The 15,966-nt window shown below is 63.1% G+C and carries 11 protein-coding genes; 6 read left to right on the plus strand and 5 right to left on the minus strand.

Translation table 11 applies throughout. The annotated features are described in order from the left end of the window. Positions 1-40: 40 nt before the first annotated feature. The 3 genes from KI241_RS17295 to KI241_RS17305 are packed head-to-tail and all read left to right on the plus strand — an operon-like array spanning position 41 to position 2,634. On the plus strand, positions 41-739 hold the full coding sequence (locus KI241_RS17295) for a CoA transferase subunit A (RefSeq protein WP_042731046.1): 699 nt from the start codon (positions 41-43) through the stop codon (positions 737-739). A 36-nt stretch (positions 740-775) separates the two neighbouring features. Then, on the plus strand, positions 776-1,441 hold the full coding sequence (locus KI241_RS17300; protein ID WP_003180355.1) for a CoA transferase subunit B: 666 nt from the start codon (positions 776-778) through the stop codon (positions 1,439-1,441). Positions 1,442-1,452: 11 nt separating this feature from the next. Continuing rightward, positions 1,453-2,634: an acetyl-CoA C-acetyltransferase gene (locus tag KI241_RS17305; RefSeq protein WP_212802792.1), complete on the plus strand. Its 1,182-nt coding sequence runs from the start codon at positions 1,453-1,455 to the stop codon at positions 2,632-2,634. A 336-nt stretch (positions 2,635-2,970) separates the two neighbouring features. On the opposite strand, the gene KI241_RS17310 is transcribed toward KI241_RS17305, so the two are convergent. After that, positions 2,971-3,681: a FadR/GntR family transcriptional regulator gene (locus tag KI241_RS17310; RefSeq protein WP_042731049.1), complete on the minus strand. Its 711-nt coding sequence runs from the start codon at positions 3,679-3,681 to the stop codon at positions 2,971-2,973. A gap of 338 nt (positions 3,682-4,019) precedes the next feature. Between KI241_RS17310 and KI241_RS17315 the strand changes: the two genes are divergently transcribed. Both KI241_RS17315 and gudD read left to right on the plus strand, forming a co-directional pair. Beyond that, on the plus strand, positions 4,020-5,366 hold the full coding sequence (locus KI241_RS17315; RefSeq protein ID WP_042731050.1) for an MFS transporter: 1,347 nt from the start codon (positions 4,020-4,022) through the stop codon (positions 5,364-5,366). 27 nt (positions 5,367-5,393) lie between these two features. Beyond that, positions 5,394-6,737 carry a glucarate dehydratase gene (gene gudD / locus KI241_RS17320; protein WP_212802793.1) on the plus strand — a complete coding sequence of 448 codons (1,344 nt, stop codon included), beginning with the start codon at positions 5,394-5,396 and terminating at the stop codon, positions 6,735-6,737. Between the two features lie 183 nt (positions 6,738-6,920). Here the strand turns inward: gudD and glgB are convergent, their stop codons facing one another. The 3 genes from glgB to KI241_RS17335 form a co-directional block, all read right to left on the minus strand. Next, positions 6,921-9,155: a 1,4-alpha-glucan branching protein GlgB gene (glgB, locus tag KI241_RS17325; protein WP_042732774.1), complete on the minus strand. Its 2,235-nt coding sequence runs from the start codon at positions 9,153-9,155 to the stop codon at positions 6,921-6,923. Between the two features lie 11 nt (positions 9,156-9,166). Next, on the minus strand, positions 9,167-12,511 hold the full coding sequence (treS, locus tag KI241_RS17330; protein WP_212802794.1) for a maltose alpha-D-glucosyltransferase: 3,345 nt from the start codon (positions 12,509-12,511) through the stop codon (positions 9,167-9,169). 220 nt (positions 12,512-12,731) lie between these two features. Beyond that, positions 12,732-14,729: an alpha-1,4-glucan--maltose-1-phosphate maltosyltransferase gene (locus KI241_RS17335; RefSeq protein WP_042732983.1), complete on the minus strand. Its 1,998-nt coding sequence runs from the start codon at positions 14,727-14,729 to the stop codon at positions 12,732-12,734. Positions 14,730-14,941: 212 nt separating this feature from the next. Here KI241_RS17335 and KI241_RS17340 point away from each other — a divergent pair, with 212 nt between their 5' ends. Beyond that, positions 14,942-15,106, plus strand: a complete 165-nt coding sequence (locus KI241_RS17340; protein WP_013692690.1) for a hypothetical protein — start codon at positions 14,942-14,944, stop codon at positions 15,104-15,106. Positions 15,107-15,382: 276 nt separating this feature from the next. On the opposite strand, the gene KI241_RS17345 is transcribed toward KI241_RS17340, so the two are convergent. Beyond that, positions 15,383-15,883 carry an MgtC/SapB family protein gene (locus KI241_RS17345; RefSeq protein WP_047739142.1) on the minus strand — a complete coding sequence of 167 codons (501 nt, stop codon included), beginning with the start codon at positions 15,881-15,883 and terminating at the stop codon, positions 15,383-15,385. Positions 15,884-15,966 lie beyond the last annotated feature (83 nt).

A 15,966-nucleotide genomic window follows, 5' to 3' on the forward strand; every position in this document is an offset into this window, starting at 1 on the left:
GCACTTCATTGCGACCCCATCAAGAATAAAAGAGGTGTCTATGGCAGGTTTCGACAAACGCGTGAGCTCCTATGAGCAAGCCCTGGAAGGCCTGAAGGACGGCATGACCGTCATCGCCGGCGGCTTCGGCCTCTGCGGCATCCCGGAAAACCTGATCGCCGAGATCAAACGCAAGGGCATCCGCGACCTCACCGTCGTCTCCAACAACTGCGGCGTCGATGGTTTCGGCCTGGGCGTGCTGTTGGAAGACCGGCAGATCCGCAAGGTGATCGCCTCCTACGTGGGCGAAAACGCCCTTTTCGAGCAGCAACTGCTCAGTGGCGAAATCGAAGTCCAGCTCACCCCCCAAGGTACCCTCGCGGAAAAAATGCGCGCCGGCGGCGCAGGCATCCCGGCCTTCTTCACCGCCACCGGCGTCGGCACGCCAGTGGCCGAAGGCAAGGAAGTACGCGAATTCCATGGCCGCCAATACCTGATGGAAGAGTCCATCACGGGCGACTTCGCCATCGTCAAGGGCTGGAAAGCCGACCATTTCGGTAACGTGGTCTACCGCCACACGGCGCAGAACTTCAACCCGCTGGCGGCCACGGCCGGCAAGATCACCGTGGTGGAAGTCGAGGAAATCGTCGAGCCCGGCGAGCTGGACCCGACGCAGATCCATACCCCCGGCATCTACGTCGACCGGATCATTTGCGGCACGTTCGAAAAGCGCATCGAACAGCGCACCGTACGCAAATAATCCCTAGCCCTGCGGCCCGAATGAAGGAATAACAACATGGCACTTTCCCGCGAACAAATGGCTCAACGCGTCGCCCGCGAAATGCAGGACGGCTACTACGTGAACCTGGGCATCGGCATTCCCACCCTGGTCGCCAACTACATCCCCGAAGGCATGGAAGTCATGCTGCAATCGGAAAACGGCTTGCTCGGCATGGGCGCGTTTCCCACCGAAGCCGAAGTCGACGCCGACATGATCAACGCCGGCAAGCAGACCGTCACCGCGCGCATCGGCGCCTCGATCTTCTCTTCGGCCGAATCGTTTGCGATGATCCGCGGCGGCCACATCGACCTGACCGTGCTCGGTGCGTTCGAGGTGGACGTCGAAGGCAACATTGCCTCGTGGATGATCCCCGGCAAGCTGGTCAAGGGCATGGGCGGTGCGATGGACCTGGTGGCCGGTGCCGAGAACATCATCGTGACCATGACCCATGCGTCCAAGGACGGCGAGTCTAAACTGCTGCCCCGTTGCAGCCTGCCGCTGACCGGTGCCGGCTGCATCAAGCGCGTGCTGACCGACCTGGCCTACCTGGAAATCCAGGACGGCGCCTTCATCCTGAAAGAACGCGCCCCGGGCGTCAGCGTCGAGGAAATCGTCGCCAAGACCGCCGGCAAACTGATCGTGCCGGACCACGTCCCTGAAATGCAGTTCGCTGCCCAGTGAGGAGAGATTCGATGCAAGAAGTCGTGATTGTCGCCGCTACCCGTACCGCCATCGGCAGCTTCCAGGGTTCCCTGGCCTCCATTCATGCGCCGGAACTCGGCGCCGCGGTGATCCGGCGCCTGCTGGAGCAGACCGGCCTGTCCGGCGAGCAGGTGGACGAAGTCATCCTCGGCCAGGTGCTGACCGCAGGCTCCGGACAAAACCCGGCCCGCCAGGCGTCGATCCTCGCCGGCCTGCCCCACGCGGTGCCGGCGCTGACCCTGAATAAAGTCTGCGGCTCGGGGCTCAAGGCCCTGCACCTCGGTGCCCAGGCGATACGCTGTGGCGACGCCGAGGTGATCATCGCCGGCGGCATGGAGAACATGAGCCTGGCGCCCTACGTGCTCCCGGCCGCCCGCACCGGCCTGCGCATGGGCCACGCGAAAATGATCGACAGCATGATCACCGATGGCTTGTGGGATGCCTTCAACGACTACCACATGGGCATCACCGCCGAAAACCTGGTGGACAAATACGGCATCAGTCGCCAGGAGCAGGACGCCTTTGCCGCCGCGTCCCAACAGAAAGCCGTCGCGGCCATCGAGGCCGGTCGGTTTGCCGATGAGATCACGCCGATCCTGATTCCCCAGCGCAAAGGCGACCCGGTGGCCTTCGCCACCGATGAACAACCGCGTGCCGGCACGACCGCCGAATCCCTGGGCAAGCTCAAGCCGGCTTTCAAGAAGGACGGCAGCGTCACCGCCGGCAACGCCTCGTCGCTCAATGACGGCGCCGCCGCAGTCGTGTTGATGAGCGCTGAAAAAGCCAAGGCGCTGGGACTGCCGGTGCTGGCGAAAATCAGTGCCTATGCCAATGCGGGCGTCGACCCGGCCATCATGGGCATCGGCCCGGTCTCGGCCACCCGCCGCTGCCTGGACAAGGCCGGCTGGTCGCTGGAGCAACTGGACCTGATCGAAGCCAATGAGGCCTTCGCCGCCCAGTCGCTGGCCGTGACCCGGGAACTGGAATGGGACCTGGCCAAGGTCAACGTCAACGGCGGCGCCATTGCCCTGGGCCACCCTATCGGTGCATCCGGGTGCCGGGTGCTGGTGTCGCTGCTGCATGAAATGATCAAGCGCGACGCCAAGAAAGGCCTCGCGACCCTGTGCATCGGCGGCGGCCAGGGCGTTGCCCTGGCGCTTGAGCGAGCCTAGTCACACCCGATTCAACGGTGGCTGCGCGGACCCACGAATATCCGCGCCGCGACCGGCAACACCACCGGCACAACCTCGGTTGCGCCGGTTTTTTTTTGCCCGTGTGTTTAGCGGGATACTTGCCGGCCCCATCGCGAGCAAGCTCGCTCCCACAAGGGAATCTGTGGCGGACACACCTCTCCAGTCCACAAAACAACACTGTGAGAGCGGGCTTGCCCGCGAAGGCGGTAGGTCAGTTTGTTCCGGTGCTGGATGGACCATCGCTTTCGCGAGCAAGCCCGCTCCCACAAGGGGATCTGGGGTGGGCACACCTCTCCAGTCTCCCGCAAGGGGATCTCAGGACCTGGCGCCAAACCGGTCGCGGCTGTTGGTCAGGTGCAACCACATGGCTGCGCGGGCGGCGTCCGGGTCTTGGCGCTTGATGGCGTTGAAGATCGCCTCGTGCTCCAGGTTCGCCAATTGCGCCAGCTTGCCCAGGTCCGCCTGGCCTCGCTCGATCACGTTCACCCGGGTCCTGGGGATCATCGCACTGCCCAGGTGCTGCATGATCTCGACAAAACAGGCGTTGTCCGTGGCTTCGGCAATCAGCAGGTGAAAGCGCCGGTCGGCTTCGACGCAGCTGTCGTTGTTGCTGGACAACCGCTGGTAGTCATCCAGCGCCTGGCGCATCTGCTGCAGGTGGTCTTCGCTGCGCCGCTGGGCGGCCAAGGCGGCGGCCTGGGTTTCCAGGCCCAGGCGCAACTCAAGGATGCCACGCACCCCCGCCGCCGTGTCGACGTTGAGCCGCAACCCTGGCTCGCCGGTGGGCTCGAGCACAAACGTCCCGATGCCGTGACGGGTCTCCACCAGCCCCGAGGCCTGCAACTTGGAGATCGCCTCGCGCACCACCGTGCGGCTGACGCCATGCTCACGCACGATCGCCCCTTCGGACGGCAACTTCTCTCCTGGCTTCAACTGCCCCAGCAGAATGCTCTGGCTCAGCTTCGCGACCAGGTCGTGGGCCAGGTTATGGGTACGCTTGCGCAGGGGCGCTTCGGTGTCTTGCATCGCCGGGGTTCCTCGAAGACAGGCTGAATGATCCTACCACCAGTGGTAAGGGGAGTAATCGGCAATGCAATGCCCAACTTGTATGACAACATACTGAAAACCTACGAAATACTGTAAACCTCGCCTTTAAAATTCGCTGCTCTTGCCGCTCCCCCACTCGCCTCCGCCAATGTAACCATCCAAAAAAACCTAACAAATACGGCATAAGAACCCATCCCACCCGAGCCAATCATCATCAAAAAGCGCTTGTCAGCGAAAAAAATCGAGTTGTATGATGTCTAGCAACATCGGCACCTGCACGATGCCCCGCATAAAAATAACGAGTGGGAGAAAAACCAGTGAACACATCCATCCCCCAGGCCAACGCCGGTGCGGATCCCGTGCTGCTTTCGGCCATCGCCAAGGTCAAGCGCCACATCCTGCCGCTGTTCGTCATCATGTTTATCGTCAATTACATCGACCGGGTGAACATCGGTTTCGTGCGCGCCCACATGGAGCACGACCTAGGCATCGGCGCCGCGGCCTACGGCTTTGGTGCCGGCCTGTTCTTCATCGGCTATGCACTGTTCGAAGTACCTTCCAACATCCTGCTGCAACGCATCGGCGCCCGCATCTGGCTGACCCGCATCATGCTCACCTGGGGCCTGGTGGCCGCCGGCATGGCGTTCATCCAGAACGAAACCCACTTCTACATCCTGCGTTTTCTGCTCGGCGTGGCCGAAGCCGGCTTTTTCCCGGGGGTGATCTACTACTTCACCCGCTGGCTGCCAGGCGCCGAACGCGGCAAGGCCATCGCCATCTTCCTCAGCGGCTCGGCCATTGCGTCGTTGATCTCCGGCCCACTGTCGGGGCTGCTGCTGCAAATCAACGGCCTGGGCATGCACGGCTGGCAGTGGATGTACTTCATCGAAGGGATGTTCTCGGTCGGCCTGTGCGCCTTCGTCTGGTTCTGGCTCGACTCCAAGCCCCACGACGCCAAATGGCTCAAGCGCGAAGAGCAGGACGCACTGGTAAACGCCATCGACGATGAGCAACGGGCCCGCGAGGCCGCCACGCCGATCAAACTGTCCATCGGCCAACTGCTCAAGGACCGCCAGATCCTCCTGTTCTGCCTGATCTACTTCTTCATCCAACTGACGATCTACGCCGCCACCTTCTGGCTGCCGAGCATCATCAAGAAGATGGGTGACCTGAGCGACATCCAGGTCGGCCTGTTCAACTCGATCCCGTGGCTGTTGTCGATCGTCGGCATGTACGCCTTCGCCTCGCTGTCGTCGAAGTGGAAATTCCAGCAGGCCTGGGTGGCCGCCGCCCTGTTGATCGCCGCGGCCGGGATGTTCATGTCCACTACCGGTGGGCCGGTGTTCGCGTTCGTCGCCATCTGCTTTGCGGCCCTGGGCTTCAAGTCGGCCTCCTCGCTGTTCTGGCCGATTCCCCAGGCTTACCTCGACGCCCGGATCGCCGCTGGCGTGATCGCCCTGATCAACTCCGTGGGCAACCTCGGCGGCTTCGTCGCCCCCACCACGTTCGGTCTGCTGGAACAGCACACCGGCTCGATCCAGGGCGGCCTCTATGGCCTGGCGACCACCTCGATCATCGCCGCGATCATCGTCTTCGCCGCCCGCAATACGCCCAAGGCCAAGTCGGCAACGACGCCTACCCACTCAGCCGCCAGCCACGTCTGACCATTCGATTGCTCAAGGACTCGCACCATGAATTCTCAAGAAACCAGCAACGCCCCGATCATCACCAGCATGCAGGTCGTGCCCGTGGCCGGTCATGACGGCATGCTGCTGAACCTCAGCGGCGCCCATGGCCCGTTCTTCACCCGTAACGTGGTCATTCTCAAGGACAACGCCGGCCACACCGGCGTCGGCGAAGTGCCCGGCGGCGAACGCATTCGCCAGACCCTCGAAGACGCCCGCTCGCTGGTGGTCGGCAGCCCCATCGGCACCTACCAGAAGATCCTCAACACCGTGCGTCATGCGTTCGCCGACCGCGATGCCGGCGGCCGCGGCCTGCAGACCTTCGACCTGCGCATCACCATCCACGCGGTGACCGGCCTTGAAGCCGCCCTGCTGGACCTGCTCGGCCAGCATCTGGACGTGCCGGTGGCAGCCCTGCTCGGCGAAGGCCAGCAGCGCGACGAAGTGAAGATGCTCGGCTACCTGTTCTACGTCGGCGACCGCCAACAGACCGACCTGGCCTACCGCAGCGAGCCGGACGCCGACATCGACTGGTTTCGCGTGCGTCACGAAAAAGCCCTGGACGCCGACGCCGTGGTCCGCCTGGCCGAAGCCGCCCATGCCCACTATGGCTTCCAGGACTTCAAGCTCAAGGGCGGCGTGCTCAAGGGCGACAAAGAAATCGAAGCGGTCACGGCCCTCGCCGAGCGCTTTCCCCAGGCACGCATCACCCTCGACCCGAACGGCGCCTGGTCACTGAAGGAAGCGATCCGCCTGTGCCGCGACCAGCACAAGGTCCTGGCGTATGCCGAAGACCCTTGCGGTGCCGAGCAGGGCTATTCCGGCCGGGAGGTCATGGCCGAGTTCCGCCGCGCGACCGGCCTCAAGACCGCGACCAACATGATCGCCACCGACTGGCGCGAGATGGGCCATGCCATCACCTTGCAGTCCGTGGACATCCCCCTGGCCGACCCGCACTTCTGGACTATGCAGGGTTCCGTGCGCGTGGCGCAGATGTGCAACGAATGGGGCCTGACCTGGGGTTCTCACTCCAACAATCACTTCGATATTTCATTGGCGATGTTCACCCACGTGGCCGCCGCCGCGCCGGGCGACATCACGGCCATCGATACCCACTGGATCTGGCAGGACGGCCAGCGGCTGACCAAGGCGCCCTTGCAGATCCAGGGCGGCTGCGTGCAAGTGCCGAAAAAACCGGGGCTGGGGATCGAACTGGACACCGATCAACTGGCCAAGGCCCATGAACTGTACAAGGGCATGGGCCTCGGCGCACGGGACGATGCGGTGGCGATGCAGTACCTGATTCCGGGCTGGACGTTCAACAACAAGCGGCCGTGCCTGGTGCGCTGAAGGAATCACAAAAGTCCTTCAGGTGAGCACATCCATGTGGGAGCGGGCTTGCTCGCGAAGAGGGCCTGACAGTCAGCATCGATATTGACCGTCAGACCGCTCTTCGCGAGCAAACCCGCTCCCACATTGGAACTGCGGTGATCTTTGATTCTGTAACCGCCACAGTTGGCCTTTATGTAACCCCTAACCCTCCGGCCGCAGGATCAGCACCGCCAACGGCGGCAGGTTGAGCTCCAGCGACAGGGCCTGGCCATGGCTCGGCACCTCTTCGGTGCTGGCACCGCCACTGTTGCCATAGTTGGACCCGGCGTAGGTCGCGGCATCGCTGTTGAGCAGTTCCACCCACCGCCCAGGGAACGGCACGCCCACCCGGTAGGCCTCACGCGGCACCGGGGTGAAGTTGGCGACCACCAGCACCGGCCGGCCTTCCTTGCTCCAACGCAGCCACGCATAGACGCTGTTCATCGCGTCGTCGCCAATCAGCCATTGGAAACCCTGGGGCGCATCGTCCTGGTCGTGCAGGGCCGGCTCCTCGCGGTACAACCGGTTCAAATCCTTGACCAGTTGCTGGACACCGCGGTGCTCAGGGTATTGCAGCAGGTACCAGTCCAGTTGCTGATCGTGGTTCCACTCGCGCCACTGGCCGAACTCGCAGCCCATGAACAGCAGTTTCTTGCCCGGATGCCCCCACATGAAGCTTAAGTAGGCGCGCAGGTTGGCGAACTTCTGCCAGCGATCACCGGGCATCTTGTCGATCAGCGAACGTTTGCCATGGACCACTTCGTCATGGGAAATCGGCAGGACGAAGCGTTCCGACCAGGCGTACACCAGGCCGAAACTCAGTTCATTGTGGTGATGGGCGCGGTACACCGGGTCCTGCTGGATGTAGTGCAGCGAATCGTGCATCCAGCCCATGTTCCACTTGTAGGAAAAGCCCAGGCCGCCCTGCTGCGTGCTCTGGCTGACGCCCGGCCACGCGGTGGACTCCTCGGCGATGACCAGCGCGCCCGGCGCCTCCAGCGCCACCACGTCGTTGAGATGACGCAGGAAATCGATGGCTTCCAGGTTCTCGCGGCCACCGTGGCGGTTGGGCACCCACTCGCCAGCCTTGCGCGAATAGTCGCGATAGAGCATCGAGGCGACGGCATCCACACGCAGGCCATCGATATGGAAATGCTTGAGCCAATGCAACGCCGACGCCAGCATGAAGCCGTGGACCTCGGTGCGCCCGAGGTTGTAGATCAGGGTGTCCCAATCCTGGTGGAAGCCCTCCAGCGGGTTGCCGTATTCGTACAGCGCGGTGCCATCGAACTGGGCCAAGCCGTGGGTGTCGGTGGGGAAATGCGCCGGCACCCAGTCCAGGATCACCCCGATGTCAGCCTGGTGACAGGCGTTGACGAACGCGGCGAAATCATCCGGCGAACCGAAGCGTGCGGTCGGTGCAAACTGCGACAGCGGCTGGTAGCCCCAAGACCCGCCGAACGGGTGTTCCATGATCGGCATCAGCTCGATATGGGTGAAGCCCAGGTCCTTGACGTAAGGCACCAGGCGCTCGGCCATTTCGTGCCAGTTGTATTGCCGGGCAACTTCCCCCGCCTCGTCGGTCTCGCATTGCCAGGAACCGGCGTGCAACTCGTAGATCGACAGCGGTGCACCGGGCAATTGCCGCTCGCGGCGCCGTTGCATCCAGTCATCGTCCTGCCAGTCGATCTTCAACGGCGAGGCGACTTTCGAGGCGGTGTCTGGCGGCATCCGCGTGGCCAGCGCCACCGGGTCGGCCTTGAGCGGCAGGATGCCGTGGGCACCGAGGATTTCATACTTGTAGGCTTCGCCCGCGCCCAGTCGGGGAATGAACAGCTCCCACACGCCGGAGGGATACCGGATGCGCATCGGGTGCCGACGGCCGTCCCAGACGTTGAAATCCCCCACCACCGAGACCCGTCGCGCGTTCGGCGCCCACACGGCGAAGCGTACGCCGTCGACGCCGTCCACCGTGGTCAACTGCGCGCCAAGACAGGAACTGAGGTCGCGATGGTTGCCCTCGGCAAACAGGTAAAGGTCCATCTCCCCGAGCAAGGCGCCAAAACTGTAGGGGTCTTCGGCCACTTGCTCGCCGCCGGCCCAGCGGGTACGCAGCAGGTACGCCTGGGCATGGTCGAAATGCCCGACGAACAGGCCCGGGGTTTCGGTCAGTTGCAGCTCCCCCAGTTCCTGGCCACCGTCGCGGGCCAGCACATGCACGCTCAGCGCACCCGGCAGGTAGGCGCGGATGAACTGCCCGCCGGCCCCGTCGCCGTGGGGGCCGAGGATGGAAAACGGGTCGTGGTGTTCGGCACGCACCAGCGCGTCGATGTCCTTGGCGGACGGCAGCAACACGTCCTTGGGCTGCCCTTGGGGTTCTTTGTTCGAGACGCTCATGATTCTCTCCACTAAATCGGTCCGGCTAAATCGGAAAAGGGTTCCAGCCCACTCAACAACCCGTACAGACCGTGCAACGGCACGGGCAGCCAGGCGGGGCGATTCTCGGCTTCATAGGCCACTTCATAGGCCGCCTTCTCCAGGCCGAACAACGCCAGCGCGGCGTCTTCGCCTTCAGCATCCTTCCATTCATGGGCAAGACTAGCTGCCGCCAGCCGGTATGCCTCGACAAATGCCTGACGAGCCTCTTTGAGGTAACGATCGGCCACCCGTTGCCGGGCCGCATCGGCGTCGGCCGTACTGTCGACCGTGTGCAAGTGGATCGCCATCGCCGCCGCATAATCGAAGGACCGCAGCACCCCGCTGACGTCCTTGTACGGGCTGTGCTTGCCCCGACGCTCATGCAACGGCCGCGCCGGCTCGCCTTCGAAGTCGATCAGGTAGGCATCGCCCTTGATCACCAGCACCTGCCCCAGGTGCAAGTCGCCATGCACGCGGATACGCAAGCCACCCACCGCCTTGCCTGCCAGCTCCTGGACATGGGCCAGGACGGTTTTTTTGTGCTCCAGCAGGCGTGCGACCATGGCCTGGTCGGTGGGGTTCAATTGGCCTTGGTGCTGCTTGAGCAGGCGCAGGGCATGTTCCACCTGGGCAGCCACATCCTTGCCAATGGCCTGGGCTTCCTTGGCCGTGGTGGTCTGCGCGGTGAAGTCCGGGTCATCGGTCGGCTGGGCCAGCACCTGGTGCATTTCTCCCAGCCGCTGGCCGAGCATGCCGGCGAAGTCCTTCAACTCGCCCAAGGCGTTGTAATGCTGCTCCTGCTCGGACACGGCGTCCGCTAACTCGTCGCGCAGCGCACGCTCCAGGTTGTTCTGGGTCCACTCCCACGCGTCGCCCTGGTTGTTCAGGTAACCCTGGGCGATCATCAGCAGCGCGTCTTCGCCCTCGGCGTCGCGACGTACCACGGAACCGAGCAACGGCGAAATGTTGCTAAAGCCCGCAGCGGTCAGATAGGCGCTCATTTCCAGTTCCGGGTGGACGCCCGAGGCGACCTTGCGGATCAGCTTGAGCACCAGGCTGCCACCGACCACCACAGAACTGTTGGATTGCTCGGCGGACAGGTAGCGCACCTCCGGTTCGTCACCCAGGTTCAAAGCCGCCAGGCCTTCGGTGGGTTCGAAACGCAATTCGCCTTCGGCGCACGGCAGCACCGTACCAGCCTGCATGTTCTGCAACACCGCCCGGATGAAGCTTTCCAAGCTGAAGGCATCGGTGATCAGCCCGACCTGGCGGACCCGCCGAACCCGCGACAATGCCAGTTGTTGCGGCAACGCCGCGCCCACCTGGTCTTCGGCCAGCAGCCCGAACGGCAGTTGATAACGCAGGGTCTGGCCGCCGCTGGTGACGTCGATCTCACTGAGCAGCACCGGATGCTGCGGGTCACCGAAACGCACGCCATAAACGATGTCGACCTTCTCGATGGCGCTGTCCTTGCCGGCGAACCAGCGCCGGTTCTGCAGCCAGCTCGGCAGGATGCTTTGCTCCAACGTGGTGCGCGACGGCGCTTCGAGCAACTCTTCCAGGCGTTTTTTCAGTACCAGGGTGGTGAAGTCCGGCAGGCTCTGGGCCGGCTCGACGTGCCAGCTCGGCATCTGGTTTTCCGCCGCCAGGGCGAACCAGTAAAAACCGTACGGCGCCAGGGTCAGCAGGAAATTCAGCTGGCCGATGGGCGGGAACGCATTACCGCCGAGCATCTCCACCGGCACCATGCCGGCGTAGGCCGACAGGTCCAGTTCGGCCGCCTGGGCACTGCGTGACACGTTGGCCACGCACAGGATGATTTCGTGCTTGCCATCGGGGCCGGTGTATTCGCGGGTGTAGGCCAGGATCCGGCGGTTGCTCGGCGACAGCATCTTCAGGGTGCCACGGCCGAAGGCCTTGGACTGCTTGCGCACCGCCAGCATCCGCCGGGTCCAGTTGAGCAGCGAATGAGGGTCGCCGGCCTGGGTCTCGACGTTGACCGACTGGTAGCCGTACTGCGGGTCCATGATCGGCGGCAGCACCAGGCTGGCCGGGTCGGCGCGGGAGAAGCCGCCGTTGCGGTCGATCGACCACTGCATCGGCGTACGCACGCCGTCGCGGTCGCCCAGGTAGATGTTGTCGCCCATGCCGATCTCATCGCCGTAGTACAAGGTCGGCGTGCCGGGCATCGACAGCAGCAGGCTGTTGAGCAGTTCCACGCGACGCCGGTCGCGCTCCACCAATGGCGCCAGGCGCCGGCGGATGCCCAGGTTGATGCGCGCGCGCCGGTCAGCCGCGTAGTAGTTCCACAGGTAATCGCGCTCCTTGTCGGTGACCATCTCCAGGGTCAGTTCATCGTGGTTGCGCAGGAAAATCGCCCACTGGCAATTGGCCGGGATCTCCGGCGTCTGGCGCAGGATGTCGGTGATGGGGAACCGGTCTTCCTGAGCCAGCGCCATGTACATGCGCGGCATCAGCGGGAAGTGGAACGCCATGTGGCATTCGTCACCGTTCAGGCCCTGGGCATCCACATCGCCGAAATACAACTGAGTGTCTTCGGGCCACTGGTTGGCTTCGGCCAGCAGCATCCTGTCGGGGTAGTTGGCATCGATCTCGGCGCGGATCAACTTCAGCACGTCGTGGGTTTCAGGCAGGTTCTCGTTGTTGGTGCCGTCACGCTCGATCAGGTACGGAATGGCATCCAGGCGCAGGCCGTCGATGCCCATGTCCAGCCAATAGCGCATCACCGACAGTACCGCCTTGATCACCTGCGGGTTGTCGAAGTTGAGGTCCGGCTGATGGGAATAGAAGCGGTGCCAGAAGTACTGGCCGGCCACCGGGTCCCAGGTCCAGTTGGACTTCTCGGTGTCGAGGAAGATGATCCGGGTGCCGTCGTACTTGTGGTCGTCATCGGACCAGACGTAGAAGTCCCGCGCCTTGGAGCCGGGCTTGGCCTTGCGGGCGCGCTGGAACCAAGGATGCTGGTCGGAGGTGTGGTTGATGACCAGCTCGGTGATCACCCGCAGGTTGCGTTTGTGAGCCTCGGCAATGAACCGCCTTGCATCGGCCATGGTGCCGTAGTCGGGGCTCACGCCACGGTACTCGGCAATGTCGTAGCCGTCGTCGCGCCGTGGCGACGGGTAGAACGGCAACAGCCAGATGGTGTTGACGCCCAGGTCGGCGATGTAGTCGAGCTTCTCGATCAGGCCGGGAAAGTCGCCGATTCCGTCATTGTTGGAGTCGAAATAGGACTTCACGTGGACCTGGTAGATCACCGCATCCTTGTACCAGAGCGGGTCTTTGATAAAGGTGGCAGACCGGGGTTTCTTCGCCATTTGCAACTCCTGATCAATTCAATAAAGCCGCTGGGACGGGCTTGCGAGGTCTTTGTGGCGAGGGGATTTATCCCCGCTGGGTTGCGAAGCGACCCCAAAAAAGCTCAATGCAATCTGGCTGACACACCGAGGTGCCTTGCTTTGGGGCTGCTTCGCAACCCAACGGGGATAAATCCCCTCGCCACAGTTAAATCCCACTTGGCTCACAGGCTTGTTTGCCTCAAGACACACTGATGCGCCAGATCCCGAACGGCTGGTACCCTGGGTCGATGCGCATGAACTGGTACTTGCCATACCAGGTCCAGCGATGCCCGTTCATCAAATCCTCGCCCTGGGTCTGGGCATCGTCCGGCAGGCCCATTTCCCACAGCGGCAACTCGAAATTGGCTTCTTGCGGGTTGTGCGGGTCAAGGCTCACCGCCACCAGGATGAAATTGCTGCCGTCGGGCGTGCGCTTGCCGAAATAGAGGATGTTGTCGTTCCACGCGTTGTAGACCGTCAGCCCCAGGTGCGTATGCAGCGCCGGGTTCTGGCGGCGGATGCGGTTGAGCTGGGCGATCTCGGCAATGATGTTGCCCGGCGCGGTGAAGTCCCGGGGGCGGATCTCGTATTTCTCCGAGTCGAGGTATTCCTCCTTGCCCGGTACCGGCGCCGACTCGCACAGTTCGAACCCCGAATACATGCCCCACAAGCCCGAGCCCATGGTCGCCAGGGCGGCACGGATGAGAAAACCGGCGCGCCCGGAGTGATGGAGAAACGCCGGGTTGATGTCCGGGGTATTGACGAAAAAGTTCGGCCGATAGCATTCGCGCAACGGTGACTCATTGAGCTCGGTGAAATAGGCAGCCAGCTCAGCCTTGGTATTGCGCCAGGTGAAATAGGTGTAGCTCTGGGAATAACCGACCTTGCCCAGGCGTGCCATCATCGCCGGGGTAGTGAACGCCTCGGCCAGGAACATCACCTCCGGGTACTGGGCCCGGACATCGGCGATCAGCCATTGCCAGAACGGCAACGGCTTGGTGTGGGGGTTGTCGACGCGGAAAATCTTCACGCCCTCGTTGACCCAACCGACCACGATGTCCCGCAACTCCAGCCACAGGCTGGGAATCGCATCCGCCGCATAGAAGTCGACATTGACGATGTCCTGGTATTTCTTCGGCGGGTTCTCGGCGTATTTGATCGTGCCGTCCGGGCGCCAGCTGAACCAGCCCGGATGCTGCTTGAGCCAGGGGTGGTCCTGGGAACACTGGATGGCGAAGTCGAGAGCGATTTCCAGGCCGTGGTCGGCGGCGGCCGCGACCAACCGGCGGAAATCCTCGCGGGTCCCCAATTGCGGGTGGATCGCCTCGTGCCCGCCCGCCTCGCTGCCAATGGCATAAGGACTGCCCGGGTCCTCGGGGCCTGCGGTGAGGGAGTTATTGGGCCCCTTGCGGAAACTGCGGCCGATGGGATGGATGGGCGGGAAGTACAGCACATCGAAGCCCATGTCCTGGATCATCGACAGCCGTGAGTGCACGTCGTTGAAAGTGCCGTGGCGCTTGGGGTCATCGGTGATCGAGCGCGGGAACAGCTCGTACCAACTGGCGAACTCGGCCAGCGGACGCTCGACGTCCAGGTGGTATTCGGGGCTGAGGCTCAGGTATGGCCGGTGGTCGGCCTGGGCCATCAGGTCGGCGCTGCGCGGCGCCAAAAACAACGCCACCTGCTCCGCCGGCAACAGGCCGGAGAGCTCATCGTGCAGCGCGCTCAACTGGTCGCGCAACTCGCCGTCACTGCGCTCGGCCGCCAGGTGCACATGATTGCGCCCTTCCTGCAGTTCGAGGGCGATGGGCACGCCGGCGCCGTACTTCTTCTCCAGCTCATAACAGAAGCTGGCGTATTGATCGAACCAGGCCTCGATGCAAAACACGTAGCGTCCCTGCTCCGGCACAGTGAACTGGCCGCGCCACCCGTTGTTGCCCAGGTCGGTCATGACCTCGCTGTTCCAGCGTTCCGCTTGCAGCGACCGCCAGCGGATGCGCACCGCCAGCTTGTCGTGTCCGTCGGTGAACACCTTGCTGGTCACCGTTACGTCCCGCCCGGCCACGACCTTGGCGGCAAACTGTCCGCCATCGATCGTCGGCATGGTGTTTTCAATCGCAATCCTGGGCAACAACAAGGCCTGGGACAATGGCAAGTGCGGGTTGTACACAAGGTCGGTCGGCTGTTCAGCAGTCATCGAGCATCGCTCCTTTTACGCCCAATGGACGCGCTTGTGGCGGTAAAGGCCCAACGGGTCCCGTGAAAAAACTCACTTAAACTCCGAACCGAATCGACGGCCAAAAGTTCAGCAAGATTTGGCCCGCGATGCGCTGGGGATAAAACCTGGCGCAAGGGGGTCAACAACCATAAGCACGACTCAAGCCATCTGTATTACGGAGACCCGTCCTGATGAATATTCCGATCCCGGCCGAAACCCCGGACCCCAATATCGACGACCCCACCCTGCCCCCACCGGGGCCTGATCCGGAGCCCATCCCCGAGAAAGACCCGCCGCTGGATCCCCAGCCGCCGTTGGGCGACCCACCCAGCGAGGCGCCCCCGGAACGGGTTTGATGCTCAAGCTTAGTAGGAGACTTGCGAGAGCGAGCCTGCTCGCGATAGCGGTGTAGTCAGTTGAGGTGAACGCTGGCTGGTCGGACGCCTTCGCGAGCAAGCTCGCTCCCACGGGGATGCGTTGGTATCCGTTCCTAGGCTCTGTCTGAAAAGTCTTGATACTCGTTCATGCTGCGTTGAAAACCGGCTCGGAATGCTCATTTACTCCAGTAAACTCCGCTTCCTCGCCGGTTTTCGCCTTGCCTGACCTTCGCCTCAAGACTTTTCAAACAGAGCCTAAGGTTGGTCGTCGTTTTCCAGTGCCCGGACAATCAGCGGCATCACACTGAAGATCACCAGCGCCAGTATCGTACTCACCACGGCCGTGGCTTCGCGGCCCAAGCCTGCGGCGACGCCGATGGCCGCGGTCATCCACAGCCCCGCGGCGGTGGTCAGGCCCTTGACATGGCCGACATCGCCCTCGGTGTTCTTCAAGATCGTACCGGCGCCCAAAAAGCCGATGCCGGCCACCACCCCCTGGATGACCCGGCTCATGGCGTCGGCCTGGGAGCCGGACAGTTGCGGCACCAGGACAAACAGCGCAGCGCCCAGCGCCACCAGCATATGCGTGCGCACACCGGCGGCCTTGCCCTTGTGTTCGCGCTCGAAACCCAGGATGCCGCCAAGCAGCGCGGCCATCAGCAGGCGCACCGTGACGCGGGTCATCTGTTCCACATCGGCAATGTCGGCGAATTCCGCTTGCAGGGTCATCCAGATTCGTTGCCACCAGGTTTCCATCGACCACGCTCCTTCCATTTCGTTAAACGATGGACCGCAAGCGGCGCCAGAGGTGCGCCCGACCGCTGATCCGGCGCAACGAA

The sequence above is a fragment of the Pseudomonas sp. Cab53 genome, assembly GCF_018325965.1.
Taxonomy (GTDB): Bacteria; Pseudomonadota; Gammaproteobacteria; order Pseudomonadales; family Pseudomonadaceae; genus Aquipseudomonas; species Aquipseudomonas chlororaphis_E.